The 4844-nt window shown below is 31.2% G+C and carries 4 protein-coding genes; all 4 read right to left on the bottom strand.

The window, feature by feature from the left end:
* Nucleotides 1-100: 100 nt before the first annotated feature.
* A complete protein-coding gene (locus ACH2CG_RS08305) occupies nt 101-643 on the bottom strand; it encodes an energy transducer TonB (protein ID WP_395064074.1) in 543 nt (180 codons plus the stop codon).
* A gap of 1 nt (nt 644) precedes the next feature.
* On the bottom strand, nt 645-2039 hold the full coding sequence (locus tag ACH2CG_RS08300) for a tetratricopeptide repeat protein (protein ID WP_395064073.1): 1395 nt from the start codon (nt 2037-2039) through the stop codon (nt 645-647).
* Nucleotides 2040-2172: 133 nt separating this feature from the next.
* Nucleotides 2173-3381: an aspartate aminotransferase family protein gene (locus ACH2CG_RS08295; protein ID WP_395064071.1), complete on the bottom strand. Its 1209-nt coding sequence runs from the start codon at nt 3379-3381 to the stop codon at nt 2173-2175.
* A 96-nt stretch (nt 3382-3477) separates the two neighbouring features.
* Entirely contained in the window at nt 3478-4821 is a 1344-nt protein-coding gene (locus ACH2CG_RS08290) for a DEAD/DEAH box helicase (RefSeq protein WP_395064069.1), read from the bottom strand.
* Nucleotides 4822-4844: the final 23 nt, after the last annotated feature.

The raw sequence follows: 4844 nt of genomic DNA, 5'->3' as shown, positions 1-4844 counted from the left end.
ATAGGTACAGTCATCAAATAAATCTTTAGAAAATTTATCTGAAAAATATTTTTTAGAAAAAGAATAGGAGATGTTTTTACCTATTAATCCGAATTTTTTATTATTTAGTGGCATAAATCATAATTGGAATTACATAAGAACATCTAACTTTTTTACCATTTTGCTCTCCTGGTGCCCATTTTGGCATTGAATTTAAAACTCTTATAACTTCCTTTTCTGTGCCAAAACCAATACTGCGAGTAACTTTTATAGCACTAATAGAGCCATCTTTTTCAACAATAAATGAGGCAATTATTTTACCTTTCAACTCGTTTTCTTTCATTTCATCAGTGTACTGAAAATTTTTTGAAATGAATGAAAAAAGATATTTATCTCCGCCAGGAAAATCTGGCTTAACTTCTATTCCAGCAATATTATAAATGATATTTTCATCTTCTTTGGGAGACATTGGTTCATAGCTTGTAGGTGAAATTACTGATGTAGAATCGCTATTTGGAGCAGCTATTACACAACCAACTTTATTTTTTGGATGAATTGTTTTTGTTGCTGAAACTACTTTTTTAAAGTTATTTTTCTTTTTTTTAATTTGCCCATAGGACAATCCAATTGTCAATAAAAAAGTCAGTAATGCTAATTTTTTCATTCTACTTTTTATGTTTGGCAATGTATTTTTGTACGCTTTTTCGTTCCCAAACTAATGGAAATAATTCTTCTAATAATGTACGGTTTTTAATATTCAATCGCAAGCCATTACTTAAATGAAAAGTTCCTTTTTCTTCTTCGTTAAGTAAAAAATAAAAACCTGCTAATCTATATTCTACTTCATATTCTTCTGGAAAAAATTCTGATGCTTGAAGTAAAGTCATTATGGCATTTTCAAATTCTCCTAAATATTGTAAAATATCAACCCAAAACAACCAGGTATCAAGATTGGCATCTCCATATTCTACTGCTTTTCTAAAACCATGTTCGGCTTCTTCATACAAATTCATGGCTTTATTTATTGTTGCATAACGCTTCCAATAAGCACGATTTTGATCATCAATTGCTAAAGCTTTGTTTACATAATATAATGCCTTCGGGTAGTTTTTTTGTCGAACATAAAAATCGGTTATGGCAATCCAACCTTTATCTAGAAGAGGATCTTCATGAACCGTTTTATTAAAATATTTTATGGCTTCTGCTTTATGGCCAAGTTTTTCATGACATTTACCAATACGTAATAATGCATACGATGTTGGATCATCTAATTCTATAGTTCTTTGGTAATTTTCTATGGCTTCTTCATAACGTTTTAAGCGTTCTAGTGCTTTTCCATTTTCCATGAAGGCACCAAGAAATTCATCGTCAATATAGGTTGCATATTCAAATGCTCGAACTGCATTTTCATATTCTTTCAATCCATAATGCAATCTTCCTTGTTGGTGCCAAGCAATTTCACTGTATGGATTTTTATCAATATACTTTTTAATGTATTCTATTGCATCTGCATTTTGGTCTAAAAATTCATAACAATATACAACATTGTATAGAGCCGATTGGTCTTCAATATCTTCTTCTAGACATTTTATAAAGCTTTTTTTAGCTTTTTCTAAATTATCCATAAATAGATATTCCATCCCAATTAAGTTATACACATCGGCATAATCTTCGGTATGTTTTAATGCTTCTTGTAAAAGCTCAACTGCTTTTTCGTGGTTGTCTCTTTTAGAATAAATATTAGCTTTTTGAATAAAAATTTCTTCGTTTGTAGGTTCAATGGCGTACAACTCGTTTAGCATTTTTTCTGCAATATCGAGTTTGTCATCATAGACTAGCATTTCTACCTGAACTAGCTTTAGTCCAGTAGATTTAGGATGTTGTTCTAAAGCTAGTTTTAATGCTTTTTTAGCCAAATTAGCTTTTCCCATATCAAGATAATGAAGAATAATTTCTTCAAACTCTTCTGAATCAAAAAACAAAACCTTATTGGTTTTTAACATTGATTCAAACTTAGATAAGGATAAGTTGTAGTCTTCTTCTTCGTCGCTTAATTGCATACTTATTTTGTATTGATTAGCTTATATAAAGGTAAGTAAAATGTTTGTTATTAAAGAAATTTCAGCTTTTGTTTTGAACAATTTAATTAACATGAATTTGTTATAGGTTTCGAGTTTAAAGTTTTGAGAATATTTATAAAACTTGTAACTCGCAACTCGAAATTTTTTGTACTTCATCCATAACTTCCAAAATAATCTTGCAACCTTCTTTAATTTCCTCTTCTGAAATGGTTAATGGTGGTGTAATTCTAATTGCCTTTCCTTCAAATAATAACCAAAATAGAATTAAACCTTTATCTTGACAACGCAAAATTACTTGATTTGTTATTTCGGCATCACTTGTCATTGCTGCAAGCATAAGTCCTTTTCCTCTAACTTCTTGTATCAAAGGATGTACCAAAAGTTCTCGAAAAAGTTTTTCTTTTTTTAATGATTGTTTAGTGTAGTCTTTTTCTAAAACTTCTTGCAAAGTTGCCAAACATGCTGCGGCAATTACAGGATGTCCACCAAATGTAGTAATATGACCAAGTTTTGGATTGTCACTCAATAAATCCATATGTTTTTCATTGGCAATAAATCCGCCAACTGGCATTCCACCGGCCATTCCTTTTCCGATTATTACAACATCAGGAACGACATTGTAGTTTTCAAATCCAAAAAGTTTTCCTGTTCTTCCAAATCCAGGTTGAATTTCGTCAATAATCATTAAGGCACCAACTTCTTCACAGCGTTTTTTTACTTTAGCTAAAAAGTCGTTTTCTGGTTGAATAAATCCTGCGCCACCTTGAATGCTTTCAAGTATAATTCCGGCAGTTTTGGTAGTTATTTTTTGTAAATCGTCTTCATTATTAAAAGTAATAAAATCCACATCGGGAATTAGCGGACGAAAAATTTGCTTGCGTTCTTCAAATCCCATCACACTCATTGAACCCATCGTGTTTCCGTGATAGGCATTATGGCATGAAATTAACTGACTTCTGCCAGTAACGCGACGAACAAGTTTTAATGCACCTTCACAAGCTTCTGTTCCCGAATTTACTAAATAAACTTTGTTGAGTTCTTTGGGTAAATTTTCGACTAATAATTTGCAATATTCTACAGCTGGCGATTGTGAATATTCGCCATAAACCATTACATGTGAATATTTATCTAATTGATTTTTAATGGCGTCATTAACGCGTTTGTTTTGATGTCCAAGCGAACAAGCCGAAACACCTGCTACAAAATCTAAATATTTTTTATTATTTGTATCGAAAATATAAGAACCAACGGCATGTGAAACTTCCATTCCCAATGGATATGGTGATGTTTGTGCCTGATATTTTAGGAAATCGTTATTCATAGTTTCTTGATAGAAAGCTGCAAAATCGATTTATTATTCTAGAATTTGCATGCTTTTTTATAATGTTTACTTAAAAAAAGAGAATACAATATACTATTATTTCTTCTTTTTTGCATCACGTTTACGCTCTACACCACGGTTGCGAGATTCAGTTTTTCTTGGTTTCGTTTTGGCTGGACCACCAAGATTAACTTTTTTATTTTTTAATGATTTTTCATGAAAAGCTTCGCCTCCTTCTTTTTTGGGACGTTTTAAAAGTTGTTTTACTTTTTTTCTGTCTTTTTCAAATTCTAGTAACCTAACAGCAACTTCTACTTCTTTTGGAAAATCTAAAAATTGAATTTCTTTTTCCATCAATACTTCTGCTTCAATTTGAATTTCTTCTTCTAGAGGACTTATAAAACTTATTGCAGTTCCCGATTTATCTGCACGTCCGGTTCTTCCAATTCTATGAATATATTGTTCTGGAATATCTGTAAATTCAAAGTTTATTACGTGTGTAACATCAGAAATATCCAATCCACGTGCCATAACATCGGTTGTTATAATACCACGTAATTCTCCTGCTTGAAAAGAAGCCATAGTATTTAAACGATAATTTTGAGATTTATTGGAATGAATTACTCCAAATTGATCTCCATAGGTTTCCTCTATACTTGCAGCAATTAAATCTACGGTTTTTTTATTATTTGCAAAAATCAATACGCGCTCTGTAGTTTCATCAGACGATAAAAGGTGTTTTAAAAGATTTATTTTTGTCAAAAAATTGGGAACATAATACCCCAATTGTTCAATTTTTTCTAAAGGAGTTCCTGAAGCTGCAAGTGTAATCTCTTCTGGAAGATCAAAATATTCCTCTAAAAGTGCATCAACATCGTCTGTCATTGTTGCTGAGAACAAAATGTTTTGACGTTTATTACTCATCATTGTTAACAATGAAGTTACTTGAAAACGAAAACCAAGATTTAATATTTCATCAAATTCATCAATAACCAATTTTTGCAATGAATCAAATCGTATTACATTGTCTAAGGCTAAATCCATCGTTCTACCTGGAGTTCCAACTAAAATATCGATACCTTGATAAACGGCTTTTTTTTGTGTATTAATATTTACACCACCATATATGCCAAGTGTTCGCACTGACATATATTTAGTAAGACTTTCAATAACATCGACTATTTGTACCACTAATTCTCTTGTAGGAACTAAAATTACTAATCGTGCTGAGTCGGTATTTACAAATTTCCACTGTTTTAAAAGTGGCAATAAATAGGCCAATGTTTTTCCGGTTCCAGTTTGTGCAATTCCCATTACATCTCTACCCGACATTATTGAAGAAAAAGATTTTTCTTGAATTGGTGTTGGTGTTGTTAATCCTAAATCATCAATTGCTTTTTGTAAAGATTTGGGAAGATTAAATTGCTCAAAAGTATTCATTGCTTAATTATTTTTGCAAAGGT

The sequence above is a fragment of the Flavobacterium sp. genome (assembly GCF_043778725.1).
Classification (GTDB): Bacteria; Bacteroidota; Bacteroidia; order Flavobacteriales; family Flavobacteriaceae; genus Flavobacterium.
The sequence above is the reverse complement of the archived record's forward strand: the minus strand, read 5'-3'. Positions and strand labels throughout refer to the sequence as shown.

What these genes read in the sequence shown, in the direction of transcription:
- ACH2CG_RS08300 (WP_395064073.1), bottom strand. Translation starts at nt 2,039, where the DNA reads ATGCAATTAAGCGACGAAGAAGAAGACTACAACTTATCCTTATCTAAG.
- ACH2CG_RS08295 (WP_395064071.1), bottom strand. Translation starts at nt 3,381, where the DNA reads ATGAATAACGATTTCCTAAAATATCAGGCACAAACATCACCATATCCA.
- ACH2CG_RS08305 (WP_395064074.1), bottom strand. Translation starts at nt 643, where the DNA reads ATGAAAAAATTAGCATTACTGACTTTTTTATTGACAATTGGATTGTCC.
- ACH2CG_RS08290 (WP_395064069.1), bottom strand. Translation starts at nt 4,821, where the DNA reads ATGAATACTTTTGAGCAATTTAATCTTCCCAAATCTTTACAAAAAGCA.